The organism is Xenophilus azovorans DSM 13620 (assembly GCF_000745855.1).
GTDB lineage: Bacteria > Pseudomonadota > Gammaproteobacteria > Burkholderiales > Burkholderiaceae_C > Xenophilus > Xenophilus azovorans.
Genome location: NZ_JQKD01000025.1, coordinates 1 through 25,812, shown reverse-complemented (window position 1 = coordinate 25,812; position 25,812 = coordinate 1). Strand labels below are relative to the sequence as shown.

General features: G+C 71.9%; 24 protein-coding genes. 8 read left to right on the top strand and 16 right to left on the bottom strand.

Features of this window, described 5'->3' with window-relative positions:
• Nucleotides 1–5: 5 nt before the first annotated feature.
• On the bottom strand, nt 6–851 hold the full coding sequence (locus Q392_RS15120; protein ID WP_038209335.1) for a dienelactone hydrolase family protein: 846 nt from the start codon (nt 849–851) through the stop codon (nt 6–8).
• Between the two features lie 92 nt (nt 852–943).
• Between Q392_RS15120 and Q392_RS15115 the strand changes: the two genes are divergently transcribed.
• Complete coding sequence (locus Q392_RS15115; RefSeq protein ID WP_038209333.1) at nt 944–1,939, top strand: GlxA family transcriptional regulator; 996 nt, start codon at nt 944–946, stop codon at nt 1,937–1,939.
• A 6-nt stretch (nt 1,940–1,945) separates the two neighbouring features.
• Here Q392_RS15115 and Q392_RS15110 read toward each other — a convergent pair whose 3' ends face one another.
• Entirely contained in the window at nt 1,946–2,779 is an 834-nt protein-coding gene (locus Q392_RS15110) for a YihY/virulence factor BrkB family protein (protein ID WP_245610727.1), read from the bottom strand.
• A gap of 179 nt (nt 2,780–2,958) precedes the next feature.
• Between Q392_RS15110 and dnaG the strand changes: the two genes are divergently transcribed.
• The 3 genes from dnaG to Q392_RS15095 all read left to right on the top strand — a co-directional run bounded on the left by dnaG (nt 2,959) and on the right by Q392_RS15095 (nt 8,880).
• A complete protein-coding gene (dnaG, locus tag Q392_RS15105) occupies nt 2,959–4,830 on the top strand; it encodes a DNA primase (RefSeq protein ID WP_038209494.1) in 1,872 nt (623 codons plus the stop codon).
• A gap of 330 nt (nt 4,831–5,160) precedes the next feature.
• Nucleotides 5,161–7,557 carry an RNA polymerase sigma factor RpoD gene (gene rpoD, locus Q392_RS15100; protein ID WP_038209330.1) on the top strand — a complete coding sequence of 799 codons (2,397 nt, stop codon included), beginning with the start codon at nt 5,161–5,163 and terminating at the stop codon, nt 7,555–7,557.
• A gap of 90 nt (nt 7,558–7,647) precedes the next feature.
• Nucleotides 7,648–8,880: a multidrug effflux MFS transporter gene (locus Q392_RS15095; protein WP_038209325.1), complete on the top strand. Its 1,233-nt coding sequence runs from the start codon at nt 7,648–7,650 to the stop codon at nt 8,878–8,880.
• Nucleotides 8,881–8,910: 30 nt separating this feature from the next.
• On the opposite strand, the gene Q392_RS32845 is transcribed toward Q392_RS15095, so the two are convergent.
• From Q392_RS32845 to Q392_RS15075, 5 genes are all read right to left on the bottom strand, one after another.
• Nucleotides 8,911–9,762, bottom strand: coding sequence for a zinc-ribbon domain-containing protein (locus Q392_RS32845; RefSeq protein WP_157008013.1), 852 nt, complete (start codon nt 9,760–9,762; stop codon nt 8,911–8,913).
• Nucleotides 9,763–9,831: 69 nt separating this feature from the next.
• The gene (locus Q392_RS31330; protein ID WP_051953509.1) at nt 9,832–10,116 is read right to left on the bottom strand and encodes a hypothetical protein; all 285 of its coding nucleotides are present in this window, start codon (nt 10,114–10,116) and stop codon (nt 9,832–9,834) included.
• 120 nt (nt 10,117–10,236) lie between these two features.
• Complete coding sequence (locus Q392_RS15085; RefSeq protein ID WP_038209319.1) at nt 10,237–11,217, bottom strand: tripartite tricarboxylate transporter substrate binding protein; 981 nt, start codon at nt 11,215–11,217, stop codon at nt 10,237–10,239.
• Nucleotides 11,218–11,258: 41 nt separating this feature from the next.
• Entirely contained in the window at nt 11,259–12,410 is a 1,152-nt protein-coding gene (locus Q392_RS15080) for a CaiB/BaiF CoA transferase family protein (protein ID WP_038209317.1), read from the bottom strand.
• A gap of 29 nt (nt 12,411–12,439) precedes the next feature.
• A complete protein-coding gene (locus Q392_RS15075) occupies nt 12,440–13,390 on the bottom strand; it encodes a hydroxymethylglutaryl-CoA lyase (RefSeq protein WP_038209315.1) in 951 nt (316 codons plus the stop codon).
• Between the two features lie 102 nt (nt 13,391–13,492).
• Between Q392_RS15075 and Q392_RS15070 the strand changes: the two genes are divergently transcribed.
• Nucleotides 13,493–14,443 (top strand): LysR family transcriptional regulator, encoded by a 951-nt coding sequence (locus tag Q392_RS15070; RefSeq protein WP_038209313.1) that lies wholly within the window; start codon nt 13,493–13,495, stop codon nt 14,441–14,443.
• 22 nt (nt 14,444–14,465) lie between these two features.
• On the opposite strand, the gene Q392_RS15065 is transcribed toward Q392_RS15070, so the two are convergent.
• From Q392_RS15065 to Q392_RS15030, 8 genes are all read right to left on the bottom strand, one after another.
• Complete coding sequence (locus tag Q392_RS15065) at nt 14,466–15,017, bottom strand: DUF4329 domain-containing protein (protein ID WP_038209311.1); 552 nt, start codon at nt 15,015–15,017, stop codon at nt 14,466–14,468.
• Between the two features lie 72 nt (nt 15,018–15,089).
• The gene (locus Q392_RS15060; protein ID WP_038209308.1) at nt 15,090–15,737 is read right to left on the bottom strand and encodes a dihydrofolate reductase family protein; all 648 of its coding nucleotides are present in this window, start codon (nt 15,735–15,737) and stop codon (nt 15,090–15,092) included.
• 40 nt (nt 15,738–15,777) lie between these two features.
• Nucleotides 15,778–16,482 carry an ABC transporter ATP-binding protein gene (locus Q392_RS15055; RefSeq protein ID WP_038209305.1) on the bottom strand — a complete coding sequence of 235 codons (705 nt, stop codon included), beginning with the start codon at nt 16,480–16,482 and terminating at the stop codon, nt 15,778–15,780.
• Nucleotides 16,475–17,266, bottom strand: coding sequence for an ABC transporter ATP-binding protein (locus Q392_RS15050; protein WP_051953507.1), 792 nt, complete (start codon nt 17,264–17,266; stop codon nt 16,475–16,477). The genes Q392_RS15055 and Q392_RS15050 overlap by 8 nt, the downstream gene beginning before the upstream one ends.
• A complete protein-coding gene (locus tag Q392_RS15045) occupies nt 17,263–18,252 on the bottom strand; it encodes a branched-chain amino acid ABC transporter permease (RefSeq protein WP_038209302.1) in 990 nt (329 codons plus the stop codon). The genes Q392_RS15050 and Q392_RS15045 overlap by 4 nt, the downstream gene beginning before the upstream one ends.
• A complete protein-coding gene (locus tag Q392_RS15040; protein ID WP_038209299.1) occupies nt 18,252–19,124 on the bottom strand; it encodes a branched-chain amino acid ABC transporter permease in 873 nt (290 codons plus the stop codon). Before Q392_RS15040 ends, Q392_RS15045 begins: the two co-directional genes overlap by 1 nt.
• A 113-nt stretch (nt 19,125–19,237) precedes the next feature.
• Nucleotides 19,238–20,407 (bottom strand): ABC transporter substrate-binding protein, encoded by a 1,170-nt coding sequence (locus Q392_RS15035; RefSeq protein ID WP_038209298.1) that lies wholly within the window; start codon nt 20,405–20,407, stop codon nt 19,238–19,240.
• A 141-nt stretch (nt 20,408–20,548) separates the two neighbouring features.
• Complete coding sequence (locus Q392_RS15030; protein ID WP_038209297.1) at nt 20,549–21,322, bottom strand: GntR family transcriptional regulator; 774 nt, start codon at nt 21,320–21,322, stop codon at nt 20,549–20,551.
• A gap of 161 nt (nt 21,323–21,483) precedes the next feature.
• Between Q392_RS15030 and Q392_RS15025 the strand changes: the two genes are divergently transcribed.
• Entirely contained in the window at nt 21,484–22,536 is a 1,053-nt protein-coding gene (locus tag Q392_RS15025; protein WP_038209296.1) for an aromatic ring-hydroxylating oxygenase subunit alpha, read from the top strand.
• Here Q392_RS15025 and Q392_RS15020 read toward each other — a convergent pair.
• On the bottom strand, nt 22,478–23,392 hold the full coding sequence (locus tag Q392_RS15020) for a LysR family transcriptional regulator (RefSeq protein ID WP_051953505.1): 915 nt from the start codon (nt 23,390–23,392) through the stop codon (nt 22,478–22,480). The genes Q392_RS15025 and Q392_RS15020 overlap by 59 nt on opposite strands.
• A gap of 118 nt (nt 23,393–23,510) precedes the next feature.
• On the opposite strand from Q392_RS15020, the gene Q392_RS15015 reads away from it, so the two are divergent.
• Complete coding sequence (locus Q392_RS15015) at nt 23,511–24,218, top strand: CBS domain-containing protein (protein WP_038209293.1); 708 nt, start codon at nt 23,511–23,513, stop codon at nt 24,216–24,218.
• On the top strand, nt 24,218–25,708 hold the full coding sequence (locus Q392_RS15010; RefSeq protein ID WP_051953503.1) for a nitronate monooxygenase: 1,491 nt from the start codon (nt 24,218–24,220) through the stop codon (nt 25,706–25,708). Before Q392_RS15015 ends, Q392_RS15010 begins: the two co-directional genes overlap by 1 nt.
• Nucleotides 25,709–25,812 lie beyond the last annotated feature (104 nt).

Sequence of the window (25,812 nt, the reverse complement as noted above, 5' to 3'; positions counted from 1 at the left end):
ACGGATCAGTCCTGCCCGCCGGCCGGCGGCATCAGCCGCCGGGCGAAGAAGGCCAGGATCTCGTCGCGCGCGGCCACCGTGGGCTGGCCCGCCTCGTCGATCAGGTGGGCCGTCACCACGCTGTGCGGGGAGGCGACCACCTGCTCGAAGAAGGGCGCGAGCCCCTCGCGGCGCGCCGCGCCGTCCGGCAGCACGCGCGCCACGAAGCGGGGGCCGAGCGCCTGCGCATAGGCGGCGAAGCGCTCGGCCCGGCAGAAGCGGTCGCCCTCGAAGCGGTAGGCGCGCACGGTCAGGCTCTCCCGCTCCAGGCGCTCGCGCACCGCGGCCAGCTCGTCGGGCGCCATCTCGATGCTGCCGGGTTCATCCAGCGGCAGCGAAGGCTGCGACAGCACCGGCGCCAGCACGGCCGGCTCCAGCATCATCGCGAGCGCGAAGTTGCCGGTGAAACACATGCCGATGGCGCCCACGCCCGGCCCGCCGCATTCGCCGTGCGCCAGCCGCGCCAATGCCCGCAGCCAGCGCGTGACCGGGCTGGCGCGTCCGCCGCCCAGCGCGCGGAACTCGGCGCTGACGCAGGCCCGCCGGAACACCTCCCTGCCCTCCTGCGCGCCGGGCACCGCGCCGTCGCGGCCGAACAGCGAGGGCATGTAGACCGTGAAGCCGGCGTCCCGCACCCAGCGCGCGAAGCGCGCCACCTCGGGGCTGATGCCGGGCATCTCGGCCATCACGACCACGGCCGGGCCGCTGCCCGCGACGTGGACCGTCTTCGTCTCGCCGTCCAGCGCGATGCGGCGCGGCACGAAGTCGTCGAGCGGATCGTCCGCCTGCGGGCGGATCTGGCGTGAGGGCATCGGGTGGGCTCCGTGGATGAAGGCCCCGATTGAACGCCGGGGCGCCCTACACTTCGAGTGTCCGATTCATCCCATTTCAAGCTTTTTCAGCCATGCATGACTTCACCGTGCTGCTGCTGCCCGACAGTTACGGCAGCGCCGTGTCGGCCACGCTCGACATGCTCGACGCGGCCGCCGCGCTGGCCCCGGGCCTGGGCGCGCCGCAGCCGCGCTGGCGCGTGGTCGCGCCGGACGGCGGCGCGGTGCGGCTGGGCAACGGCATGACGGTGCAGGCCGCGCCGCTGCCGCGGCAGGGCACGGCCGCCGCGCGCCGGGACGGCTCGGTGTGGGTGGTGCCGGGCCTGGGCATGCGCCGCGCCGAGGACCTGGCCCGGCGGCTGACCGGCGACGACGCCCGGCAGGCGGCGCGCGCGCTGGCGCGCCACGCGGCGAACGGCGGCGCCGTGGCCGCCGGCTGCTCGGCCGTGTTCCTGCTGCAGGCGGCCGGCCTGCTGAAGGCGCGCCGGGTGACCACCACCTGGTGGCTGGCCGCCACGCTGCGCGGCATCGAGCCCGACTGCACGGTCGATGCGGACCGCATGGTCTGCAGCGACGGGCCGGTGCACACCGCCGGCGCCGCCTTCGCGCAGGCCGACCTGATGCTGCATCTGCTGCGCCTGCGCTGCGGCTCGCCGCTGGCCGAAGCCGTGGGCCGCGTGCTGCTGATCGACGGACGGCAGGCGCAGGCACCCTACGTGATGCCGGCGCTGATGGCCGGCGGCCACGAGCTGATCCGGCGCCTGAGCGCCCACATCGAGGCCGCCCTGCCGACGCCGCCCGGCGTCGCGGCGCTGGCCAGCGCGTTCGCCATGTCGCCGCGCACCCTCTCGCGCCAGGTGCGCGCGGCCACGGGCCACGGCACGCTGGCGCTGGTGCAGCAGGTGCGGCTGCACCGGGCCCGCGCCCTGCTCGAAGGCAGCCGGCTGAGCATCGAGCAGATCGCGGCCCAAGTCGGCTACGAGGACGCCACGGCCCTGCGCCGGCTCATGCGCAAGCGCACCGGCGCGCCGCCGAGCCGCTTCCGGCGGGCCGCGGCCGCCGCCGGGTGAGCCCTGCTACAGGGACGCCTTCCTCACCAGCGTGCGCCGCGCCAGGCGCTCGTGGCGGGCGATCACCTGGGCGCCGAAGAGCACCAGCGTGGCGGCGATCTCCAGGCTCAGCAGCACCACGATCGCCGTGGTGAGCGAGCCGTAGACCACGTTGACCTGCGACAGGGTCGAGAAGTACCAGACCAGCACACGGCGCGTCAGCTCCCACAGCAGCGCCGCCGTCACGCCGCCGATCAGCGCATGGCGGAACGACAGGCGTCCCACCGGCATCACGAGGTAGAGGGAGGTGAGCATGAAGATCTCGCCGGCCAGCCCCAGCAGGTAGAGCAGCACCCCCGAGACGCCGCTGAGCGACCAGCTGCGGCCCAGCAGCTCCACCTGCTCCTGCCCGATCAGCTGCAGCGCGCCCGACACCAGGGTGACCAGCAGCAGCCCGAAGCACAGGCACAGGATGTAGAGGTAGGGCATGACGACCGACACCAGCACGTGCCGCCCGTGCGTCGCCTTGCGGTGGTGGAAGATCATCGCCATCGCGCTCTCCAGCACCGTGAAGGCCAGGGAGCTGAAGAACACCATCGTCACCAGCAGCACCGGCCCCATGAGGTCGCGGTGGTCGAGGAAGTTCGCCAGCTCGTGCACCATCGCGTCCGACTGGCCCGGCAGCAGCCAGGCGAGGTAGCGGCCGATGGTGGACAGCAGCAGGTCCTGCGGCAGCACGTGCGACAGCGCGATCACGCTCAGGATCAGCAGCGGCACGATGGACAGCAGCGCGTAGTAGGCCACCGCCCCGGCCAGCAGCAGCCCCTGGTTGGCGCGGAACTCCTTGACGGCCTGCCACATGAAACCGGGCGGGTTGCGCCAGAGCGTGGCGCCGTCGGCCGCGGCGGACGCGGGCGCATCGGTCGGCGTGGAACGGTCGGGCATGGTGGCCGGCAGTATGCCGCCGCACCCGCGCGCGCCGGCGTAGGAGAGCCTTGCGTATCATCGACCGCCCCTTCTGCCTGCCCGCCCGCGCCGCCATGGCGATCCCCCAGACCTTCATCCAGGAGCTCATCGCCCGCGCCGACATCGTCGAGATCGTCGGCCGCTACGTGCAGCTCAAGAAAGGCGGCGCCAACTTCATGGGGCTGTGCCCCTTCCACGGCGAGAAGTCGCCCTCCTTCTCCGTCAGCCCGACCAAGCAGTTCTATCACTGCTTCGGCTGCGGGGCGCACGGCAACGCCATCGGCTTCCTGATGGAGCACACGGGCATGGGCTTCCGCGAGGCGGTGCAGGACCTGGCCGGCCAGCTCGGCATGCAGGTGCCGGAGGACGATGCCAGCCCCGCCGAGCGCGAGCGCGCCGCCGCCGCGCGCCAGAAGCAGGCCACGCTGACCGACGTGCTGGAGAAGGCCGGCGAGGCCTACCGCAGGCACCTGAAGACCTCGCCCCGCGCCGTCGAATACCTGAAGGGCCGCGGCTTGTCGGGCGCAGTGGCGCGCGACTTCGGCCTGGGCTACGCGCCCGAGGGCTGGCGCGCGCTGGCCAGCGTGTTCCCCGCCTACGACGACCCGCTGCTGGCCGAGAGCGGCCTGGTCATCGTGAGCGAGGAGGAGGAAGGCCGGCGCTACGACCGCTTCCGCGACCGGATCATGTTCCCGATCCGCAACGTCAAGGGCGAATGCATCGGCTTCGGCGGCCGCGTGCTGGGCGACGAGAAGCCCAAGTACCTGAACTCGCCCGAGACGCCGGTGTTCAGCAAGGGCCGCGAGCTGTACGGCCTGTTCGAGGCCCGCGCGGCGCTGCGCGACAAGGGCTACGCGCTGGTGACCGAGGGCTACATGGACGTGGTGGCGCTGGCGCAGCTGGGCTTTCCCAACGCGGTGGCCACGCTGGGCACGGCCTGCACGCCGGAGCATGTGCAGAAGCTGTTCCGCTTCACCGACGCGGTGGTGTTCAGCTTCGACGGCGACGACGCGGGCCGCCGCGCCGCGCGCAAGGCGCTGGACGCCGCCCTGCCCTTCGCCACCGACGTGCGCAGCGTCAAGTTCCTGTTCCTGCCGCCCGAGCACGACCCGGACAGCTTCATCCGCGAGCACGGCGGCGAGGCCTTCGCCCGCTTCGTCGGCGAGGCGATCCCGCTGTCGCGCTTCCTGGTCGAGTCGGCGCGCGAGGGCTGCGACCTCGCCACCGCCGAGGGCCGCGCCCACCTGGCCGCCAACGCGCGGCCGCTGTGGACGGCGCTGCCCGACGGCGCGCTCAAGCGGCAGATGCTGGGCGAACTGGCCGAGCTGGTGCAACTGGACGCGCGCGAGCTGGGGCAGCTCTGGTCCGCCGGCGCGGCGCGCCCCGCAGCGGCAGCACCGGCGCCCGACGAGCGCCACCGGCACGACGCGCGCCAACGGCCGTTCGCCTCCTCGTCGCAGCGAAGGGCTGCGCCGCCTCCCCTGCGCGGGCGCGGCCAGCCGCCCTCGCGCGCCGACGTGGCGCTGCGCCTGCTGCTGGCCCATCCGCTGGAGTGGGAGACGCTGTCGCACGAGATGCACGCCCTGTTGTGCGCCCTGCCCGGCGCGCACGGCGAGTTCTTCACCTGGCTGGACGGCCAGGTGCACGAGCACGGCATCCAGCCCTTCGCGGCCCTGCGCGAGGGGCTGCGCGGGCAACCCTTCGAGCCGCTGGTCGAGCGGCTGGCCGCCGGGCCGCAGTTCACGGCCGAGGACGGCGAGGCGCCGGCCGAGGAGGCCCTGGCCGAGTTGCGCAACGTGCTGGACTTCATGCTCGACGAGCGGCTCAAGGCCGAGCAGACGGCGGTATTGGCCACGGTGGGCAGCGACCCGCAGGCGCTGGAGCGCTACAAGGCGCTGGAGCGGCGCCGGCTGGAACTGCGCCACCGGCTGCGCCGCCAGCCATGAAAATCCCCCTCTTGCGCTGCAGCGCGCTATAATGTAAGGCTTCGCAACCGGCAAGAGCGACAGCGGCACCTCCGGCCCGGCCCGGCGTCCAAGCAAGGACGCAGCATCCCAGCAGCAGGGATCAGGGCCCCTCCCGGCACCCCCGGGAGGATCACCGCAAGGACCGCACACCAAATGTTCGCCCACCCATCTTGCCCTGCGGACGGTGCGCCCGCGGCCTCGCCGCTTGCGTGCGCGCTTTCCGGCCCCAGTTGAATCATTCCTGCATGCCCGGTGCTTCAGGCGCCCGTGTTCCGTTCGTTCGCCCGTTTTCTTGTTCCGAGAGGTTCTATGCCGAGTTCCAAGAAGCCAGCAGCCACGTCACCCGCCAAGAGCGCTGCCAAGCCAGCCGCCAAGTCCGCCAGGACCGCGGCCTCCACCGCCACCAAGGCGGCGGCCCGGCCGGCAGCAGGAACCGCCAAGACGGCCCCCGCCGCCAAGTCCAAGACCGTGACCAAGAAAACTCCCGACGCTGAAACCAGGAAGGCCGCCGCCGCAGCAGCCGTTGCCGACGCCGCCACCGCCACCGCTCCCGCCAAGAAGAAGCCCGGCCGCCCGCCCAAGGCCGAGGGCGCCGCCAAGCCCGCCGCCGGCGGCGCCAAGCGCGGCCGCAAGCCGAAGACCGACGCCGCCAAGGGCAAGCCCGAGGTCGACGAGGAGGACTTCTCCGACGTCGAGGCCGAGTTCGCCGAGGAAGAACCGGCGCCGGCCGCCGAGGCCGCCACGGCCGAGAAGGCCAAGCCCCTGCGCATGAAGATCAGCAAGGCCAAGGAACGGGCCTTGATGAAGGAGTTCGGCCTCGACGAGACCGTGCTCAGCGAAGAGGACATGGCCAAGCGCCGCCAGCGCCTGAAGGCGCTGATCACGCTGGGCAAGACGCGCGGCTACCTGACGCAGGGCGAGATCTCCGACCACCTGCCCGACAAGCTGGTCGACGCCGAGACGATGGAAGTCGTGGTCGCCATGCTGGGCGACCTGGGCGTGGCCGTGTACGAGCAGACGCCCGACGCCGAGACCCTGCTGCTGAACAACACCGCGCCCACCGCCACCACGGTGGAAGAGGCGGAGGAAGAGGCCGAGGCCGCCCTGTCCACCGTGGACAGCGAGTTCGGCCGCACCACCGACCCGGTGCGCATGTACATGCGCGAGATGGGCACGGTGGAGCTGCTCACGCGCGAGGGCGAGATCGAGATCGCCAAGCGCATCGAGGGCGGCCTGCAGGACATGATGGAGGCCATCAGCGCCTCGCCCGCGACCATCGCCGAGATCCTGAAGATGGCCGGCGAGATCCGCGAGGGCAAGGTCGTCATCTCCACCATCGTGGACGGCTTCTCCAACCCCAACGAGGCCGACGACTACGTGGCCGAGGAGGACTACGACGAGTTCGACGCCGAGGACGACGACGACGGCAACGGCGGCTCCAAGGCGCTGACCAAGAAGCTCGAGGAGATGAAGAACGAGGCGCTCGCGCGCTTCGACCGCATCGCCGACCTGTTCGAGAAGGTCCACAGGATCTACGACAAGGAAGGCTACGGCACGCCGGCTTACGTCAAGGCGCAGCACGCCCTGTCGGAAGAGCTGATGACCATCCGCTTCACCGCGCGCACCATCGAGAAGCTGTGCGACATGGTGCGTACGCAGGTGGACGAGGTGCGCAAGAAGGAGCGCGAGCTGCGCCGCATCATCGTGGACAAGTGCGGCTACCCGCAGGAGCAGTTCATCGCCGAGTTCTCGGGCGTGGACAGGAACGGCAACAAGGTCGCCTCCAACCTGCTGAACCTCAAGTGGATCGAGAAGCAGTCCGCCGCCGGCAAGTCCTGGAGCGCGGTGATGGAGCGCAACATCCCGCCGGTGCAGGAGCTGCAGCAGCAGCTCATCGACATCCAGGCGCAGGTGGTGGTGCCGCTGACCGAGCTGAAGGAAATCAACCGCCGCATGAACCAGGGCGAGGCCAACTCGCGCGAGGCCAAGAAGGAGATGATCGAGGCCAACCTGCGGCTGGTGATCTCCATCGCCAAGAAGTACACCAACCGCGGCCTGCAGTTCCTCGACCTGATCCAGGAAGGCAACATCGGCCTGATGAAGGCGGTGGACAAGTTCGAATACCGCCGCGGCTACAAGTTCTCGACCTACGCGACGTGGTGGATCCGCCAGGCCATCACGCGCTCGATCGCCGACCAGGCGCGCACCATCCGCATCCCGGTGCACATGATCGAGACGATCAACAAGATGAACCGCATCAGCCGCCAGCACCTGCAGGAGTTCGGCTTCGAGCCCGATGCGTCCATCCTGGCCGAGCGCATGGAGATCCCCGAGGACAAGATCCGCAAGATCATGAAGATCGCCAAGGAGCCGATCTCCATGGAGACGCCGATCGGCGACGACGACGACTCGCACCTGGGCGACTTCATCGAGGACACCAACAACACCGCGCCGATCGAGGCGGCCATGCAGGCCGGCCTGCGCGACGTGGTGAAGGACATCCTCGACTCGCTGACTCCGCGCGAGGCCAAGGTGCTGCGCATGCGCTTCGGCATCGAGATGTCCACCGACCACACGCTGGAAGAGGTGGGCAAGCAGTTCGACGTGACGCGCGAGCGCATCCGCCAGATCGAGGCGAAGGCGCTGCGCAAGCTCAAGCACCCGAGCCGCAGCGACAAGCTGCGCAGCTTCATCGACAGCCTGTAAGCCACACCGCCTGCAGACCCAGCGCCCGCGGCGCCCATCCACTGGGCGCGGGGCGCTCTTCTTTTTTCGAGTGAAACGGAGACTTCCCGCATGAACCCCGACGCCGCCCACCTGTGGCGCGCCCCGCGCTGGGCGCTGGCCGTCCTGCTCGCGGTGCTGGGCATGCTGGGCCCCTTTTCCATCGACACCTACATCCCGGCCTTCGCCGGCATCCAGCAGTCGATCGGCGCGACGCCGGGCGAGATGCAGCAGACGCTGTCGGCCTACCTGTTCGGCTTCGCCTTCATGAACCTGTTCCACGGCGCGCTGTCGGACAGCTTCGGCCGCCGGCCTGTGGTGCTGTGGGGGCTGGCGGTGTTCACGCTGGCCTCGCTGGGCTGCGCGCTGTCGCAGACCATCGGGCAGCTCGTGTTCTTCCGCGCGCTGCAGGGCCTGTCGACCGGCGCGGGCATCGTCGTCTCGCGCGCCGTCATCCGCGACATGTTCCCGCCGGCCGAGGCGCAGAAGGTGATGAGCCAGGTCACCATCTTCTTCGGCGTCGCGCCGGCCATCGCGCCGATCGTCGGCGGGCTGCTGTTCGCGCACCTGGGCTGGCACAGCGTGTTCTGGTTCCTGGTCGGCGTGGGGCTGGTGCTGTGGGCGGCCAACTGGCGGCTGCTGCCGGAGACGCTGCACGTGGCGCACCGCCAGCGCTTCGCGGTGCGCGACCTGATGCGCGGCTACTGGCAGCTGTGTTCCGACCCGCGCTTCCTGCTGCTGGCGCTGGCCAGCGGCGTGCCCTTCAACGGCATGTTCCTCTACGTGCTGGCGGCGCCCGCCTTCCTCGGCCACCACCTGGGGCTGGAGCCCACGCAGTTCTTCTGGTTCTTCGTGCTGAACATCAGCGGCATCATGCTCGGCGCGCGCGCCAGCGGGCGCAAGGCCGGCAAGCTCACGCCCAAGCGGCAGATCCGCGACGGCTTCCTCATCATGCTGGTGGCGGCGGCGGTGAACCTGGTGGCCAACACCTTCTTCTGGCCGCAGGCCTGGTGGGCGATCTGGCCGCTGACCGTCTTCGCCTACGGCTGGGCGCTGATGGTGCCGGTAGTCACGCTGCTGGTGCTGGACTTGCACCCGGAGCGGCGCGGCATGGCCTCGTCGCTGCAGGCGGTGATCGGCTCCACCGCCAACGGCCTGGTGGCGGGCGTGATCGCGCCGCTGGTGATGCACTCGCCCTTCGCGCTGGCGCTGACCTGCATCACGATGCTGGGGGTGGGCCTGCTGTCGTGGGTGTGGCTGCATCGCCGCTGGCCGGAGATCGGCCGCGCAGTGCAAACGGGCTGAGCAGGCGCGGCCTGCCGGGGTTCGCGGCGTTCAGCGCCGCGCGGCGCCGGGCGAACCGAAGTCGTAGCGCGGCCCGGGGCCGGCCGCCGGGGGCGGGCCGGGATCGCCTCGCACCGCCGGGGCGCGCGGATCGCCCGACTCGGCGAACGCCGGCGGCATGACGCGCGGGCCGGGCCCGATCACGACCGGCGGGCCGGCATCGCGATAGCCGGGTGCGGCGGTGTTGGTCGCCTCCCGCGCCGGAGGCGGACTCACCCAAGGTGCGTCGGCAGGCGCCATGGCGTCGCCGGGTGGCGGCGCGGACGGAACCGGCGCCGCTTCTTCGCGCGGGGACGCCCGCCGCGGGGCAGCCGCGGCGCGTGTCTCGGGTGGTGGTTCGCGGCGCACGTTTCGAGGGCGCGCAGGCGCCACGGCGCGGTCAGCCTCGCGCGGGGCGGGCGGCGGTGCGGCCTTGGCCTGCGACGGCTCGACTGGCGCAGGAGCCGGCACGGCAGCAGCCGGCGGCGCCGCAGGCACAGGCACAGGCACAGGCACAGGTGCAGGCGACGGCGCAGCGACCGCAGCAGGCGCCTCTTCGCCCGCGGAAGGCGTCGGCACCGGACGGTTCAGCACGACGTAGCCGGCCACCGCCGCCGCGATGCCGGCGATCGCCCACGGCAGCCAGGCCATGCCCGTGCCTGACGCGACGCGACGATCCCGGGCACGGCCATCGCCGGCGCGCGGGTCGTCTGCAGCATCCGCGCGCCAGTCAGGCACCCCGTTTTCCGGCGCAGCAGGCATCGCCGCTGCGGTCGGCTCGGCGCCCAGCGGCGCGCCGCAACGCGCGCAGCGCAGCGCCTTGTCGCGGTTGCGCTGGCCGCAGGACGGGCAGACGGTGGCCATCACCCAGCCGGCCGGGATGCGGCCGGCCTCACCTGTCCGCCCCGCCGTGCGCGGGGGCGGCGCGGGGGATCACTTGGGCTGCGACGGGTCCGTGGAGGCCGGTGCGCCTTCGCCCGAGCCGGGCGCCGGTGCCGGCGTGCCGGGCGTTGCCGGCGCGGCGCCGGAAGGCTCGCTGGGGTTCGGGGCCGCGGCCGGCGAATCGGGCATGGCGGGCGCCGGTGCAGCCGCCGGGGGCGGCGGGCTGGCCGAGTCGGGCGTGGGAGCGCCGTCGGGGCCCTTGCCGCAGGCCGTGATCAGGGCGCCTGCCGCGAGGACGGCGGCCAGGGCGGAGAGTCGGGGGAAGGATGGGTTCATGTCGGGGTCTCCCAATGGTCGGGTCAAACCACCACTCTAGGGACGCCGGCGCGCCGCGTCTGTCCCTCCCCCGTCCTCCTGTCGCGTCAGCCTTTGGCTGCCGGCGCTGTCGGGAGGGTCCTACTCCAGTACGACATTGGCTTTCTTTACCAGCGCGGCGTAGCGAGCCGCCTCGCTGCGGAAATACGCTGCCGCCTCCTGCGGCGTGCCGGGGTGGATGACGTTGCCCTGCTTGCGCATCGCCTCCGCCACCTCGGGCGCGGCGAAGGCGGTGGCGATCGCGTCGTGCGCGCGCCGGACCTCGGCGGCGGACAGCTTCGCCGGGCCGACGAAGGCGAACCAGCCCTCGACGCTGTAGCCGGGCAGGCCCTGCTCGGCGATGGTCGGCAGGTCCGGCGCCGCCGGCGAGCGCGCCGGGCCGCACAGGCCGACGGCGCGCAGCGCGCCGCTCTTCATGTGCGGCTGCGCCGCCGGCAGCGCGACCACACCGATCTCGACCTGGCCGGCGATCATGTCGGTGACCATCGGGCCGGTGCCCTTGTAGGGGATGTGGCGCGCCTTCACGCCGGCCTCGTCCATGAACATCTCGCCGGCCAGGTGGATGATGGTGCCGTTGCCCGAGGAAGCGTAGTTGTAGCCGTCGGGCTTGCCCTTGAGCAGCGCGACCAGCTCGGGCACGTTCTTCGCCGGCACCTTGGGGTTGACCAGCAGCACCAGCGGCGTGGCGCCGACCACGCTGATGGGCGTGAAGTCCTCGATCGCGTCGAAGGGCATCTTCTTGTAGACGGCCGGGTTGATGACGTGGTTGTTGGAGACCATGCCCAGCGTCAGCCCGTCGGGCGCGGCCTTGGCGACCACCGCGGCGCCGGTGATGCCGCCGGCGCCGGGCAGGTTCTCGATCACCACCGGCTGGCCGAAGGCCTGGCCCAGCGCGGGCGCGGCGGCGCGGGCGATGGCGTCCACGCCCGAACCGGCGCTGATCGGCAGCACGATGCGGATCGGCTTGTCGGGCTGGGCCAGGGCCGCGCGCGGCAGCGCCAGCGCGCCGGCCAGGCCCAGCAGGTCGCGGCGGGAAAGGGCGAAGGGGGATGTGATGTTCATGGGGTGTTGTCTCCTTGGTTTGTCTCCGTGATGCGTGGTGCTCAGGCCGGGGCGGCGGATCGCAGCCCCGAGAGGATCTCCTCGGTGTGCTCGCCCACGCGCGGCAGCGGCCGGCGCACGCCGGGCCGGCGCCCGCCCATCTGCAGCGGCAGCAGCACCGCATCGCTCTGGCCGCCCTCCTCGTTGCGCATCGGCACCAGGCCGCCGCTTTGCCGCAGGTGCGGGTCGTCCAGCAGCTGGTCGGGCCGCACGATGGGTGCATAAGGCACGCCGGCGGCTTCCAGCTTCGGCGCCAGCTCAGCCGCGCGGTGGTGCTGCAGGATCGCGCCCAGGCGCTGCAGCAGCTGCGGGCGCACCGCCACGCGGCTGGCGTTGTCGGCCAGTTGCGGGTCGGCGGCCAGCTCGTGCGCCTCCAGCACGCGGCACAGGGTGGCGAACTGCTTGTCGCTGACGGCACCGATGAAGAGCTGCTCGCCGCCCGCGAGGGTGAACACGTCGTACACGCTCCAGGCCGACACGCGCGAGGGCATCGGCGGCGGCGCCTCGCCGGTCATCGCGAACTGCTGCATGTGCTGCGCGCAGAGGAACACGCAGTTCTCGAACAGCGCGCTCTGCACTTCCTGCCCGCGGCCGGTGCGCTCGCGCTCGCGCAGCGCGGCCAGCACGCCGATGGCGCCGAACATGCCGCCCATGATGTCGTTGACGCTGGTGCCGGCGCGCAGCGGGCGCCCCTCGGGGCCGGTCATGTACGACAGGCCGCCCATCATCTGCACCACCTCGTCCAGCGCCAGGCGCTTCTCGTAGGGGCCGGGCAGGAAGCCCTTGTGCGAGGCGTAGACCAGGTGCGGCGCCCCGCGGCTGAGCGTCTCGTAGTCCAGCCCGCGCTCGCGCATCAGGCCGGGGCGGAAGTTCTCGACCACCACGTCGCATTGGCGCGCCAGCCCGGCGGCGGTGGCGGCGCCCTCGTCGGTCGAGATGTCGATGACGACGCTCTTCTTGTTGCGGTTGAAGCTGCGGAAGAAGCCGATGCCCAGGCCGGGCAGCCGGCGGGTGCGGTCGCCGCCGGGCGGCTCGACCTTGATGACCTCGGCGCCCAGGTCGGCCAGGATCATTCCGCAGGTCGGACCCATCACCATGTGCGAGAACTCGAGCACGCGGATGCCGGCCAGCGGCAGGGGGGTGTCTTCAGGCATGGACTCCTCGTCGGGGAAAAGTAAGCGGGTCAGGCGGCCGCGGGCAGCGGCTGCGGCACGAAGGTCTTGGGCAGGCCGGCGCGCCACAGCGTGCCGTGCAGCGTCTCGCCGGCCAGCCAGCCGGCCACGCGCTTGCGCAAGGCCAGCAGCGCGCCGATGTCCAGCCCGGTGGCGATGCCCATGCTGCCGAGCATGTAGGCCAGGTCTTCGGTGGAGACGTTGCCGCTGGCGCCGGGCGCGTGCGGGCAGCCGCCGATGCCGGCCAGGCAGGCGTCGAAGCGGGCCACGCCCACTTCCAGCGCGGCGTACACGTTGGCCAGGCCCAGGCCGCGCGTATCGTGGAAGTGGCCGCACCAGAAGCGCTCGCCGGCGATGTGCACGGCCTGCTCGAACAGGCGGCGCACCTGCGCCGGGTCGGCATAGCCCACGGTGTCGGCCAGGCTCACGCGGTCGGCGCCGGCGTCGAGCAGGGCCTGCATCAGGCGCAGCACCTCGGCCGGCTTCACCTCGCCCTGCAGCGTGCAGCCGAAGGCGGTGCCGACGCCGCCCTCGATGAGCGTGCGGCTGCCGGCGGCGTCGCGCGCGGCGCGGATGCGCGCCACCTCGGCCACCACCTCGTCGGGCGTCCGGCGCAGGTTGGCCAGGCTGTGGGCGTGGCTGGCCGACAGGGGCACGATTATCAGGTCGGCTTCGGCGGCGATGGCGTTCCCGGCGCCGCGCAGGTTGGGCACCAGCACCGAGACGAAGAGTTGCGGCAGCGTCTTCGCATAGGCCACCAGCTCGGCGGTGTCGGCCAGTTGCGGCAGGAGGCGCGCCGGCACGAAGGAGCCGACCTCGATCTCGCGCTGGCCGGCCGCGTGGGCGGCACGGATCCACTCGCGCTTGCGCTCGGTGGGCAGCACGGTGGCGATGCTCTGCAGGCCGTCGCGCAGGCCGACCTCGCGGATCACGGCGCGGGCGGGCAGCTTCGTGGGGGTCATCGGGCTGTGTCTCCTTTCGGGGCGACTTTAGGCATTCCCGATTCATCACAAAAGCGATAATCTGGAACGCCAGACATACCCGATCGGAACGCTACGCCCGCCATGCGCGACCTCGACCTCACCAGCCTGCGCCTGTTCGTCGCCGTCTGCGAGACGCGCAACATCGCCCGCGCCGCCGAGCGCCAGCACATCGTGGCCTCGGCCGTGAGCAAGCGCCTCGCGCAGCTCGAAGCCACGGTGGGCGCGCCGCTGTTCGAGCGGCGCCGCCGCGGCGTGGTGCCGACGCCGGCCGGCGAGATCCTGCTGGAGCACGCGCGCGGCATGCTGGCCGGCGCCGACCGCGTGGCGCGCGACATGGCGGCCTACGGCCGCGGCGTGAAGGGGCTGGTGCGCATGCTGGCCACCGTCTCGACCATCGCGGAGCTCCTGCCCGACGACATCGCGCGCTTCCTGCAGGCGCCGGCGCACCGCGAGATCCGCGTGGACATCGAGGAGGCGCTGAGCCGCGACCTGGTGCGCTCGATCCGCGAGGGCGTGGCGACGCTGGGCGTGTGCTGGGACGCGGCCGACCTGGAGGGGCTGCAGACGCGGACCTACCGCCACGACCGGCTCGCCATCATCGCGCCGCCCGCGCACCCGCTGGCACGGCAGGCCGAGTGCCGCTTCGAGGAGACGCTGGCCTGCGAGCACGTGGGCCTGCCCGCCTCCACCGCGGTGCACAGCATGCTGGCGCGCGCCGCGGCCATCGCCGGGCGGCCGCTGCACTACCGGGCGGTGGTGTCCACTTTCGACGCCTCGCTGCGCTGCGTGCGCGCGGGACTGGGCATCGCGGTGGTGCCGCGCGAGGTGGCGGAGCCGATCGCGCAGACCGTGGGCGTGCGCGTGGTGCCGCTGGCCGACCCGTGGGCGCACCGGCGCATCGTCATCTGCTTCCGCGACGAGGATTCGCTCTCGCCCGCGGCGCGGATGCTGGTGGAGCATCTGGAGGCGGCGAGCCGCGCGGCGCCGCCGCCTGCGGCCGCCGCGGCCCCGGTGCGCCGCCGGCAGCGCTGAGCCGCCCGGCGCCCGCACCCGCTCAAAGCGGCGGCGCGACCTTGATGGTCTTGGGCGGCAGGCCCTTCTGCCTGGTCTGGGGCTTCTTCGCGGGCGGCGGCGGGGGCGGCTCCGAATTGATCAGCCGCGGGCCGGCCACATAGGTCTTGCCGGTCTTGTGGTTGAACTTCAGGTACAGGCCGCTGATGCTGCCCATGTAGGCATCGATGCGCGCGCCCCTGGCCACGGCCTCGTCCTCGGGCGACATCTCGTCCGGCTTCATGGTGAAGCCGGCGCCCGCCACGTTGGGATGGGTGTGGTAGTAGGCCACCGGCACGGCGCCCTCGATGGGGCAGCCCTTGTCCGGCGCATCCTGGCCCACGCTCACGCTGTTGCGCTCGCCCTCGACGTAGGGCATCACGTAGTACTTGCCGCGCAGCCTGCAGATCATGCCGCCGTACTCGTTGCGCGTGGCGATGGAGTGGATCAGCAGGGCCTGCAGCGCCGCCCGCGCCGCCTCGCCGGGCGTATTGAAGGGCTTGTCGAGCGCCGGAAAGCTGGCGAGCTGGTAGGGCTGGGGTGCGGGTTCGGCCATCCCGGAAGTCTGCCGGCGCGCTGCAGTGCGCGCCATCGGCCACATCGCCTAGGCCGGCCTGTCCGGCGGCATTCAGGCGCGGCGCCGCAGGAAGACGTGCGTGGCGCGCTCGCCCGGCTCCTGGCGGTCGCACACGTAGCCGAGCGCCGGCAGGTCCAGCCCCTGGAACAGCGCCTCGCCGCGGCCCATCAGCACCGGGCGCAGCGCCAGGTGCAGTTCGTCGATCAGGCCCGCCTGCAGGTACTGCCGCACGGTGGACGTGCCGCCGCCGATGCGCACGTCGCGCCCGCCGGCCGCCTCCTTCGCGCGGGCCAGCGCCTCCTCGATGCCGCCGGTGACGAAGTGGAAGGTGGTGCCGCCCTGCATCGCCAGCGGCGCGCGGGCATGGTGGGTGAGCACGAAGACGGGCACGTGGTAGGGCGGCTCCTCGCCCCACCAGCCGCGCCACGATGCGTCGGGCCAGGGGCCGCGCACCGGGCCGAACATGTTGCGCCCGAGGATCCAGGCGCCGACCTCGGCGAAGCCCAGCTCGGCGATGCGGTTGTCCACGCCGGTCTCGCCCTCGCCCTGCCCCTGCATGCGCTGCCACACGCGGGTCGGGAAGAACCAATCCATCAGCTCGACGCCGCGCACCCCGAGGGGATGTTCGAGGCTCTGGTCGGGCCCGGCGGCGAAGCCGTCGAGCGAGACACCGAAACTGCGCACCAGGACACGGGACATGGCGGGACTCCTTGCCGTGCGCCGCGCGGGCCGCGGCGCTCTATCGCGCGACGCCGAGCAGCCGGTCCAGCACCTCGGGCTGCGACGCCAGGGTGGCCGCCGCGTCGCGATGCACGATGGTGCCATGGTCCAGCACCACCGCCTCGTCGGAGATCGCGAGGATCGCCTGCGGGTGCTGTTCCACGATGATGGCGGCCAGCCCCTCGCCCTGCGTGATGCGGCGGATGGCGCGCAGCAACTCCTCGACGATGATCGGCGCCAGGCCTTCCAGCGGCTCGTCCAGCAGGAGCAGGCGCGGGTTGACCACCAGCGCGCGGGCCACCGCCAGCATCTGCTGCTCGCCGCCCGAGAGCTGCGTGCCCAGGTTGCCCTTGCGCTCGGCCAGCCGCGGGAACATCTCGTAGGCGCGCGCCGGCGTCCAGGCACCGGGCCGGGCCACGGCCGTCAGGTTCTCGTGCACCGTCAGCGACTTGAAGATGTTGCGCTCCTGCGGCACCCAACCGATGCCGGCGGCCGCGCGCAGGTGCGAGGCCAGTCCGTCGATGCGCTGCCCGCCCAGGCGGATGCTGCCGCCGTGCTGGCGCGTGGCGCCGGCCAGGGTGTCGATGAAGGTGGTCTTGCCGGTGCCGTTGCGGCCCAGCAGCGCCAGCGTGCGGCCCTCGCCCAGCGCGAGCGAGATGCCGTCGAGCACCACCGCCTCGCCGTAGCCGGCGCTGAGGTTCTCGACTTCGAGCAGTTCAGCCATGCGCGGCCTCCCCATGCCCCAAGTACACCTCGCGCACGCGCGCATCGGCGGCGATCTCGTCGGGCGTGCCCTCGGTGAGCAGGGCGCCGTTGACCAGCACCGTCATGCGGTCGGCGAAGCTGAAGACCAGGTCCATGTCGTGTTCGATGAGCAGCACCGAGACGTCGGCCGGCAGGGCCGCGACGGTGGCCAGCAGTTCCTCGCGTTCGCCCGGCGGCACGCCGGCCACGGGCTCGTCCAGCAGCAGCACGCGCGGCTCGCAGGCCAGCGCGATGGCGATCTCCAGCAGGCGGCGCTTGCCGTAGGCCAGGTGCTGCACCTTCTGCTGCGCCACGTCGGCCAGGTGGAACTGCTCCAGCAGCGCGCCGGCGCGCTCGGCCACCGCCTTCGAGCTGCCCAGCGCCCGCCACCACCGGCGCGTCAGGCCCTGCTGCTGCGACACTACCAGCGCCAGCGTCTCCAGCGGCGTCATGGCGTCGAACAGCTGGTTGATCTGGAAGGTGCGCACCATCCCGCGCGCCACGCGCTGGTGCGGCGCCAGGCGGGTCACGTCCTGGCCCAGCAGCGCGATGCGGCCCGCGGTGGGCGCGAGCACGCCCGTCAGCAGGTTGACCAGGGTGGTCTTGCCGGCGCCGTTGGGGCCGATCAATGCATGGCGCGCGCCGCGGCGCAGTTGCAGCGAGACGTTGTCGGTGGCGGTGATGCCGCCGAAGCGCATCACCAGCCCCTGGGCCTCTAGCACGACCGGCGCGTCGTTCACGTTGGACACGGTGGCGGACGTCATGCCTTGCGCCCTCCCCCGAACCAGGTCCACGGCCGCAGCAGCCGCTCGCGGCCCACCAGCACCAGCAGCACCAGGATCAGCCCGATCCAGAACATCCAGTACTGCGGCGTCACCGATGACAGCCAGTCCTGCAGCAGCTTGAACACGATGGCGCCGGCCACGCCGCCGTAGAGCCAGCCCACGCCGCCGATCACCAGCATCAGCAGCACGTCGGCCGATCGGTCGAAGGCCAGCACGTCCAGCGAGGCGAAGCCGGTGGTCTGCGCCAGCAGCGCGCCGGCGGCGCCGGCGATGGCGGCGGCCACGGTGTAGATGGTCACCATGCGCGCGGCCACCGGCACGCCGATCGCCATGGCGCGCAGCCGGTTGTCGTGGATGGCCCTGAGCGTCGCGCCGAAGGGCGAGTGCACGATGTGGCGCATCACGACGAACAGCAGCAGCAGCACCGTGAGCGAATACCACGCCGCGGTGCGGCCGAACAGGTCGAACTCGAACAGGCCGAGCACCGGCCCCATCACCACGCCCTGCAGGCCGTCGGCACCGCCGGTGAGCCAGTCGAGCTTGTTGGCCAGCTCCAGCAGCAGCAGCGCGGTGCCGAGCGTGACCATCAGCCGCGTGAGGTCGCTGCCGCGCAGGATGGTGACGCTGGCCACCAGCCCGAGCAGCGCGCTCAGCGCGACCGCCACCACCAGCCCGACGGTCGGGTCGGGCATGACGTGCTTGGCGAACAGCGCCGCCGCGTAGGCGCCGAAGCCGAAGAAGGCCGCATGACCCAGCGAGACGATGCCCGTGTAGCCGAGGATCAGGTCCAGCGACATGGCGAACAGCGCCACGATCGCGATCTCGTTGACCATCAGCGAGTGCGAGGGGAAGACCAGCGGCAGCGCGAAGGCGGCGGCCCACAGGACGAACTCCCACGGGCGCCAGCGCGCCTTGGCCATCAGCGGCGCCTGCCAGTCGCGCGTTGTCGTGACGGGTGTGCTCATCAGCGGGCCCCCTTGCGGGTGAACAGGCCCTGCGGCCGCCACATCAGGATCACGATCATCAGCAGGTACACCGTGAAGGCGCCCATCTTGGGGATGTAGTACTTGCCGGCCACGTCGGCGATGCCCAGCAGCAGCGCCGCCATCAGCGGGCCGGTAATGGACGAGGTGCCGCCCACCGCCACCACGATGAGGAAATAGATCATGTACTTGAGCGGGAAGGTCGGGTCCATGCCCAGGATCTCCGCGCCCAGCGCACCGCCCAGCCCGGCCAGCCCGGAGCCGGCGGCGAAGGTGAGCAGGAACACCACGTTGACGTTGATGCCCAGGCCCGAGGCCACGCGCGGGTCGTCCACCGCCGCGCGCAGCCGGCTGCCGAAGCGCGTGCGGGTGAGGATGGCCTGCAGCACCACCGTCAGCAGCGCGCACACCGCGATGATGAAGATGCGGTAGTGGCCCATGCCCAGCAGGAAGGCGCCGTCGCCGATCTCGGTGCGCCCGCGCAGCCACTCGGGCAGGTGGATGTTCTGCTGCGAGGAGCCGACGAAGTAGTCCAGCCCCGCCACCGCCATGAAGGCCAGGCCGATGGAGAAGAGCACCTGGTCCAGGTGCGGCCGGCCGTACATCGGCCGGTACAGCAGCCGCTCCAGCACGGCGCCGGCCAGCGCCGTCAGCACGAAGGCCAGCGGCAGGCACGCGAGGAAGGGCACGCCCGCCTTCTGCATGGCGAACACGGTGATGTAGCCCCCCGCCATGGCGAAGGCGCCGTGCGCCAGGTTGATGAAGTTCATCAGGCCCAGCGTCACGGCGAGGCCGACGGCGAGCACGAACAGCAGCATGCCGTAGGCGATGCCGTCGAAGAGGATGGTCAGCATGCGGGAAGTCTCACACCGTTCGGCCCGAGCAGGCTCACACCGTTCGGGCCGAACCCGTCGAAGGCGGTGTACAAGGCTTCGACAGGCTCAGCCCGAACGGGCGGAAGGATCGCTTACTTGGACTTGCCGGGGTCCTTGACGGCCTTGAGCACGTCGAACTCGACGTTGTAGAGCTTGCCGTCCTTCTTCTCGACCTTGCGCAGGTACACGTCCTGCACGATGTCGCGCGTGGCCGGGTCGATCAGGACCTCGCCGCGCGGGCTCTCGAAGCGCATGCCCTTCATCTTCTCGACCAGTGCGGTGCCGTCGCCCTTGCCGCCGGTGGCCTTCAGCGCCTCGTAGATCAGGTGCATGCCGTCGTAGCCGCCCACGGCCATGAAGTTCGGGCGCATGCCCTTGTTGGCCTTCTCGAAGGCCTCGACGAACTGCTTGTTCAGCGCCGAGGGGTGCGCCGCCGAGTAGTGGTGCGTGGTGACCACGCCCAGCGCGCCGTCGCCCATGTCGTTGAGTTGGTCGTCGTCCGTCACGTCGCCGGTGGCGATGAGCTTGATGCCGGCCTTGTCCAGCCCGCGCTCGAGGAACTGCTTCATCACCGCCGCGCCGGCGCCCGAGGGCACGAAGACGAAGAGGGCATCGGGCTTGGCGTCGCGCACCTTCTGCAGGAAGGGCGCGAAGTCCGGGTTGCGCAGCGGCACGCGCAGCTTCTCGATCACCTTGCCGCCGTTGGCGGCGAAGCGCTCGGTGAAGAACTTCTCGGCGTCGTTGCCCGGGCCGTAGTCGGACACCAGCGTCACCACCGACTTGATACCGTTCTTGGGCGCCCAGTCGGCCATGGAGACGGACACCTGCGGCAGCGTGAAGCTGGAGCGCACCACGTAGGGCGAGGCCTCGGTGATGCTGGAGGTGGCGGCGGCCATCACGATCTCGGGCACCTTGGCCTGCGTGGCCAGCGGCGCGGCGGCCAGTGCCGCGGGCGTGACGCCGAAGCCGGCGATGACGTTGACCTTCTCGTTGACGATCAGCTCCTGCGCCAGGCGCTTGGTCACGTCGGGCGTGGCCACGTCGTCCTTGACGATCAGCTCGATCTTGCGTCCGGCCACGCTGTCGCCGTGCTGCGCCATGTACAGGCGCGCGGCGGCCTCGATCTGGCGGCCGGTGGAGGCCTGCTGGCCCGTCATGGGCAGGATCAGGCCGATCTTGAAGGCGTCCTGCGCCAAGGCGGTGGCCGTGGCGGCCAGCGCGGCGGCAGCGACGGCGGCCTGGATCAGGGTTCTTTTCTTCATCTGCGGTCTCCTGTGAAACGAAAGGATGGGACGCCACTGCGCGAGGCAAGAAACGGCGCGGATTTTCCGCCGATCGCCGACGGGGCGGTCCAGAGAACTGTGCACTATCAGTTATCGCGGATTGCTATAGCCGGGGCGGGGCTATTTCATTCGGGTAAACGTGGATGCCTCCGGCCGGATCAGCGCGACGCCGGGCAGCGCCTGCGGCCGCTGCAGGCGCAACGCTTCGCGCAGGTTGCGCTGCGCGATGCGTGCATGCTCGCGCATGATGGCCTCGGCGCGCGCGCCCTCGCGGCGCTGGATGGCGTCGAGCACGGCGCGGTGCTGCGCCTGGGCGACGACGAACATGTCGCGCGCCTGCGGCGAGTCGGCCTGCACCACCACGAAGGCCGAGGGCGAGGCGAAGGGCATGCGCACCACCCGCTCCACCTCGCGCGCCAGCACGCGGCTGTCGGCCATGCGCAGCAGCACGGCGTGGAAGCGGCCGTTGGCCGCCACGTAGCGGGTGAAGTCGGCCTCGTCCAGTTGCGGACGCGCCAGCACGGCGTCGATCTCGTCCAGCGCCTCGCGCGCCTCCCCCAGCAGCGCCGACGGCACGCCGCGCTCGGCCGCCACGCGCGCCAGCAGGCCCTCCAGCGTGCCGCGCAGCTCGATGGCGTCGGCCACCTCGCGCTCGGAGAAGGAGCGCACCGCGAAGCCGCCGTGCGGCAGCGCCTCCAGCAGCCCTTCCTGCTCCAGCCGCACCAGCGCCGCGCGGATCGGCGTGCGCGAGATGCCCAGCTTCTCGACGATGGCGACCTCGCCCACGCGCTCGCCGGGGGGCAGCTCGCCGGCCAGGATCATCTCGCGCAGCTGCAGTTGCGCGCGCACCGCCTGGGAGCCGCCTTCGGCCGTGGGAATCGCGGAGGTCATCATGGGGCGACGAGTCTATCTGTATACATCACCACTTGAATCAAGTTCATTTATCCTCGTTTACCCTAGATAAACATCGAATGAAGCCAGATTCTGTATACATTTAAGGCGCCTCTTCCCATAATCCGACCCAGCGCATTCCCCGACACGAAGAGGTTCCCACGATGTTTCCCAAGAACGCCTGGTACGTCGCCTGCACGCCCGACGAGATCGACGACAAGCCCCTGGGCCGCACCATCTGCGGCGAAGCGATGGTCTTCTACCGCGGCCAGGACGGCCGCGCCGTCGCGCTGGAGGATTTCTGCCCGCACCGCGGCGCCCCCCTGTCGCTGGGCACGGTCTGCGAAGGCCAGCTGGTGTGCGGCTACCACGGCCTGGTGATGGGTGAGGAAGGCCGCACGGTCGCCATGCCCGGCCAGCGCGTGCAGGCCTTCCCCTGCATCGGGCGCTTCGCGGCGGTCGAGCGCCACGGCTTCGTCTGGGTCTGGCCCGGCGACCAGGCGCTGGCCGATCCGGCGCAGATCCCGCACCTCGAATGGGCCGACAGCCCCGACTGGGCCTACGGCGGCGGCCTGTACCACATCGCGGCCGACTACCGCCTCATGGTCGACAACCTGATGGACCTGACGCACGAGACCTACGTGCACAGCACCAGCATCGGCCAGAAGGAGATCGACGAGACGCCGGTCAAGACCCGCACCGAGGGCGAACAGGTCATCACCAGCCGCTTCATGGAGGGCGTGATGGCCCCGCCCTTCTGGCGCGCCAACCTGCGCGGCAACCACCTGCCCGACGACCAGCCGGTGGACCGCTGGCAGGTGTGCCGCTTCACGCCGCCCAGCCACGTGATGATCGAGGTGGGCGTGGCCCTGGCCGGCCACGGCGGCTACGACGCGCCGGCCGACAAGAAGGTCTACAGCATCGTGACGGACTTCATCACGCCCGAGACGGAGACCTCGCACTGGTACTTCTGGGGCATGGCGCGCAACTTCAACGTCAAGGACCGCAACCTCACCGCGCAGATCCGCGAGAACCAGGGCCGCGTGTTCGCCGAGGACAAGGTGATGCTGGAGGCGCAGCAGCGCTCGATCAGCACGCACCCGCAGCGCAAGCTGCTCAAGCTGAACATCGACGCTGGCGGCGTGCGCTCGCGCGAGATCATCGACCGCCTGCTGGCCGGCGAGCAGGCCGCGGCGCCGTCGGCGCTGGCGGCGTGAGACCCGAGGCAGCCTTCGGCCGCACCGCCTGCCGGAACCCGGCCAGCCCGGGTTCGACGATGGCCGCATCGCCCTCCGCCGCATAGACCGCGTAGGCCGGGTAGAGGAACTCGGGCGCGCCCTTCACGCGGTACAGCCGGCCGGCCTGCAGGTCGTCGCGCACCACGTCCTGCCGGAAGTAGCCGGCGCCGCCCGCGGCCAGCAGGTATTCGCGGCCCAGCGGCCCCAGCCCGGCCGTCACGCCGGGGTTCGACAGCTCGGCGAAGACCATGCCGTGCTGCAGCGCGAAGTCCGGCCCCCAGTCGACGTACACGTACTCGCCCGGCCGCGGAAAGGCGCGCTGCGGCGAGGTGGTGACCATCACCAGCTTCTCCTCGATCAGCAGCTCGACGCGCAGGCCCGGGCGCTGGCGGGGCGCGTAGACGATGGCGATGTCCAGCACGCCGGCCGCCACCTTGTCCAGCAGTTCGGCGGCGCCGCCGACCTCGGTGCGCGCGGCCAGGTGCGGCGCGGCCGAGCGCATCCACAACAGCCAGTCGAGCAGCAGCGGGTCCCACAGGCTGACCTCGCAGCCCACCGACAGCACGGCGCGGCGGCCCTCCGGCACCGCCACCTGCTGGCGCGCACGCTCCCACACCTGCACCAGCAGGCTGGCATGCGGCACGAACTGCTCGCCGGCCGGCGTGAGCGCGGCGCCGGCCTTGTTGCGCGTGAACAGCGGCCGGCCCAGCAGCGACTCCAGCGTGCGCACCCGCGCGCTCACCGTGGTCGGCGTGACGTGCAGCCGCTCGGCCGCGTGCAGGAAGCTGCGCGAGCGCGCGATCTCCAGGAAGGTCAGGGCGAGCGTGATGTCCACGGTGTCGGCGCCTCTTTTTGAATGCGATTTTTCCGCATTCATTGTCCAATAAATATCGCTTTACCGAGATCGTGCAAGGGTGCAGCATCAGGGCACGACGGCCTCAGAGGAGTACGACATGCAAGCCAGCGACATCATGACCCGCTCGGTGATCTCGGTTCAGCCCGACACCGAACTGCACGAGGTGGTGGAGATCCTGCTCAGGCACCGCATCAGCGGCGTGCCGGTGGTCGAACGCGGCGAGGTGCTGGGCTTCGTCGGCCAGGGCGACCTGCTGCACCGCTACGAGATCGGCACCGACACCGCGCCGCACGACGCGCGCACCTGGTGGCGGCGCCTGGTGGGCCCGGACGGCAGCTCGCAGGCCTACATCCGCTCGCACAGCCGCCGCGTGCGCGACGTGATGAACCCCGACGTGGTCAAGGTGGAGGAGGACGCCCCCGTCTCGCGCATCGCCTCCATCTTCGAGGCGCGCCACGTGCGCCGCGTGGTGGTGGTACAGGGCGGCTGCCTGGCCGGCCTGGTCACGCGCTACGACCTGATGCGCGCGCTGGCCAGGGCGTCCGCATCCGAGCCCGAGCCGCAGGCGCCGGCCGACGACGACCAGATCCGCGCCCGCCTGCTGCAGGAGCTGGACGGCCAGCCCTGGTGGTCCGACGCCTGGTCCAGCGTCTTCGTGCACGGCGGCGTGGTGTACTTCGCCGGCGTGGCGCGCAGCCGGGCCGACCAGGATGCGGCCCGCGTGGCGGCGGAGAACATCCCCGGCGTGCGCGCGGTGCGCGACCAGCGCCAGGTCGGCATCGAAGCGCAGCCGATCTTCCTGTGATGCAGGCCGCGGACGCGAAGGACCTCGGGGATCCGGCCCTGCGCCGGGCGGCCGGCGTGCTGCACCGGCCGGTGTGCGAGCTGCTCGGCTGCCGCCTGCCGCTGGTGCTGGCCGGCATGGGCGGTGTGGCGCGGGCCGAGCTGGTCACGGCCGTGACGCGCGCCGGCGGCTTCGGCCTGCTGGGCATGGTGCGCGAGCCGCCGGCGCTGATCCGCGAGCAGGTGCAGGCGGTGCGCGCCGCGACCGACCGGCCCTTCGGCGTGAGCATCATCCCGGCCGCCACCGAGGCCGGCCTGCTGCGCCGCCAGGTCGACCTGCTGCTGACGCTGGAAGTGCCCGCCATCTGCCTGTTCTGGGACCTGAGCGCGCCGATCGTGGAGCGCTGCCGCGCCGCCGGCATGCGCGTGCTGTGCCAGGTGGGCAGCGCCGCCGAGGCGCTGGCGGCACAGGAGGCCGGCGCGCAGGTGCTGATCGCCCAGGGCGTGGAGGCCGGCGGCCACGTGCGCGGCCGGCAGCCGCTGGCCGGACTGCTGCCCGAGGTGCTGGCGGCCGTGCACGTCCCGGTGCTGGCGGCCGGCGGCCTGGCCGACGGCGGCGACGTCGCGGCGGTGCTGTCGGCCGGTGCGCAGGGCGCGATGCTCGGCACGGCGCTGCTGGCCACGCACGAATCCTTCGCCCACCCCTATCACCAGCAGCGCATCGTCGATGCGCGCGAGGGCGACACGCTGCTGACCGAGGACTTCCACATCAACTGGCCGCGCGGCGCCGGCGTGCGCGTGCTGGTCAACAGCGTCACCCGCGGCGAGCACGGCAGCCCCTTCAGCGGCGCCCGCATCCCGATCGGCACCGACGACGGCCGGCCGATCCTGATGTTCAGCACCGACTCGCCGCTGCGCTCGACCAGCGGCAACCTGGAGGCGATGGCGCTGTACGCCGGCCAGGGCGCCGCGCGGATCGACCGCATCGCCGGCGCCGCCGAGCGGCTGCGCGCGATCGCGCTGGACGCGGCCGACCGGCTGGGCGCGGAACTCGTGCAGGGGCCGCAGGCCGGCCCGGGCGCCGAGGCCGGGCGCCGCGACGATGCGCTGATCGCGGCCCTCGACGAGTTGCTGGAGGCCGAGCGCGCCGGCGCGCGGTTGGCGCTGACGCTGCTGCGCGAAGGCATCGGGGACGACGCGCTGGCCGAGGTGATGCGCGAGGTCCACCGCGGCGAGGTGCAATGGTGCGGCGTGCTGATGACGGCCATCCGCCGCCTGGGCGGCACGCCCGGCACCCGCACCGGCGACTTCTTCGGCAAGGTGATGGCCCTGCCCGACCTGCCGGCGCGGCTGGCGCTGCTCAACCGCGGCCAGGGCTGGGTGGCGAAGAAGCTGAAGGCGCTGCTGCCGGAGATCGGCGACGAGGAACTGCGCGCCGCCCTGGGCGCCATGCTGACGGCGCACCAGGACAACATCGAGCACGTGAACGCGCACCTGGCGCCGGTGGCCTGACGGGCAGGCCGTCGGCCTTAGAGCGCCTTGACCAGCTCCGGCACGGCGGCGAACAGGTCCGCCTCCAGCCCGTAGTCGGCCACGCTGAAGATCGGCGCCTCCGG

Bases quoted from the DNA above. Each gene is read 5' to 3' on its own strand.
- Q392_RS15120 (WP_038209335.1), bottom strand. From the start codon at position 851: ATGCCCTCACGCCAGATCCGCCCGCAGGCGGACGATCCGCTCGACGAC.
- Q392_RS15115 (WP_038209333.1), top strand. From the start codon at position 944: ATGCATGACTTCACCGTGCTGCTGCTGCCCGACAGTTACGGCAGCGCC.
- Q392_RS15110 (WP_245610727.1), bottom strand. From the start codon at position 2,779: ATGTGGCAGGCCGTCAAGGAGTTCCGCGCCAACCAGGGGCTGCTGCTG.
- dnaG (WP_038209494.1), top strand. From the start codon at position 2,959: ATGGCGATCCCCCAGACCTTCATCCAGGAGCTCATCGCCCGCGCCGAC.
- rpoD (WP_038209330.1), top strand. From the start codon at position 5,161: ATGCCGAGTTCCAAGAAGCCAGCAGCCACGTCACCCGCCAAGAGCGCT.
- Q392_RS15095 (WP_038209325.1), top strand. From the start codon at position 7,648: ATGAACCCCGACGCCGCCCACCTGTGGCGCGCCCCGCGCTGGGCGCTG.
- Q392_RS32845 (WP_157008013.1), bottom strand. From the start codon at position 9,762: ATGGCCACCGTCTGCCCGTCCTGCGGCCAGCGCAACCGCGACAAGGCG.
- Q392_RS31330 (WP_051953509.1), bottom strand. From the start codon at position 10,116: ATGAACCCATCCTTCCCCCGACTCTCCGCCCTGGCCGCCGTCCTCGCG.
- Q392_RS15085 (WP_038209319.1), bottom strand. From the start codon at position 11,217: ATGAACATCACATCCCCCTTCGCCCTTTCCCGCCGCGACCTGCTGGGC.
- Q392_RS15080 (WP_038209317.1), bottom strand. From the start codon at position 12,410: ATGCCTGAAGACACCCCCCTGCCGCTGGCCGGCATCCGCGTGCTCGAG.
- Q392_RS15075 (WP_038209315.1), bottom strand. From the start codon at position 13,390: ATGACCCCCACGAAGCTGCCCGCCCGCGCCGTGATCCGCGAGGTCGGC.
- Q392_RS15070 (WP_038209313.1), top strand. From the start codon at position 13,493: ATGCGCGACCTCGACCTCACCAGCCTGCGCCTGTTCGTCGCCGTCTGC.
- Q392_RS15065 (WP_038209311.1), bottom strand. From the start codon at position 15,017: ATGGCCGAACCCGCACCCCAGCCCTACCAGCTCGCCAGCTTTCCGGCG.
- Q392_RS15060 (WP_038209308.1), bottom strand. From the start codon at position 15,737: ATGTCCCGTGTCCTGGTGCGCAGTTTCGGTGTCTCGCTCGACGGCTTC.
- Q392_RS15055 (WP_038209305.1), bottom strand. From the start codon at position 16,482: ATGGCTGAACTGCTCGAAGTCGAGAACCTCAGCGCCGGCTACGGCGAG.
- Q392_RS15050 (WP_051953507.1), bottom strand. From the start codon at position 17,266: ATGACGTCCGCCACCGTGTCCAACGTGAACGACGCGCCGGTCGTGCTA.
- Q392_RS15045 (WP_038209302.1), bottom strand. From the start codon at position 18,252: ATGAGCACACCCGTCACGACAACGCGCGACTGGCAGGCGCCGCTGATG.
- Q392_RS15040 (WP_038209299.1), bottom strand. From the start codon at position 19,124: ATGCTGACCATCCTCTTCGACGGCATCGCCTACGGCATGCTGCTGTTC.
- Q392_RS15035 (WP_038209298.1), bottom strand. From the start codon at position 20,407: ATGAAGAAAAGAACCCTGATCCAGGCCGCCGTCGCTGCCGCCGCGCTG.
- Q392_RS15030 (WP_038209297.1), bottom strand. From the start codon at position 21,322: ATGATGACCTCCGCGATTCCCACGGCCGAAGGCGGCTCCCAGGCGGTG.
- Q392_RS15025 (WP_038209296.1), top strand. From the start codon at position 21,484: ATGTTTCCCAAGAACGCCTGGTACGTCGCCTGCACGCCCGACGAGATC.
- Q392_RS15015 (WP_038209293.1), top strand. From the start codon at position 23,511: ATGCAAGCCAGCGACATCATGACCCGCTCGGTGATCTCGGTTCAGCCC.
- Q392_RS15010 (WP_051953503.1), top strand. From the start codon at position 24,218: ATGCAGGCCGCGGACGCGAAGGACCTCGGGGATCCGGCCCTGCGCCGG.